Here is a 677-nt window from a genome sequence, read left to right on the forward strand (position 1 = left end):
GCCCATCATCAATCCCCAAAACGAGCGAATCACTGCGTTTGGCTCTGCAGAACCCGTCATTACCACACTGATGGTGTAGGTCATCGAGTCACCAGTCGTAACGATGAAGGTGGTGGTCAAAATCAAGAACAGCACCGAAATGATCATCGGAAATGGCAGTTCACCAGTGATTGCAAGCAATACGGCTGGAAGGTTGAAGCCTTCGAAAGCCGAAGAGATCAATCCCGGATTAGCGAGCTCGAATGCTAAACCGCTACCGCCCACGATGCTGAACCAAAAACAGGTGATCAGCGGCGCAGCAATACTGATGGACAAAATCAATTGGCGAATTGTACGGCCACGCGAAATACGCGCGATGAAGATTGCCATCATTGGCCCGTAACCAATAAACCAACCCCAGAAGAACACTGTCCACCAGCTTAACCAGCCAGTGTCACCGCGATAAAGCGCCATCGGGAAAAAGTTATCCACCATGCGGCCTACGCCTTGCACATAGCCATCAATAATAAAGCTCGTTGGGCCAAAGAACAGGATGTAACCGATCAGCAGTACCGACAGGATGATGTTGTAACGGCTCACAAGTTGGATGCCTTTGCTTACGCCACTTAGCGCCGAAAGCGTGTACATCACGATGGCAGCGACAATCACCATGCTTTGGGTAATGAAGTTATCTGGGA

At 50.1% G+C, this 677-nt stretch carries 1 protein-coding gene; it reads right to left on the minus strand.

The window, feature by feature from the left end:
- On the minus strand, window positions 1-677 hold a 677-nt coding region (locus tag R7O13_RS27425; protein ID WP_318305268.1), incomplete at both ends, for a BCCT family transporter.

The sequence above is a fragment of the Vibrio sp. Y176 genome (assembly GCF_033438945.1).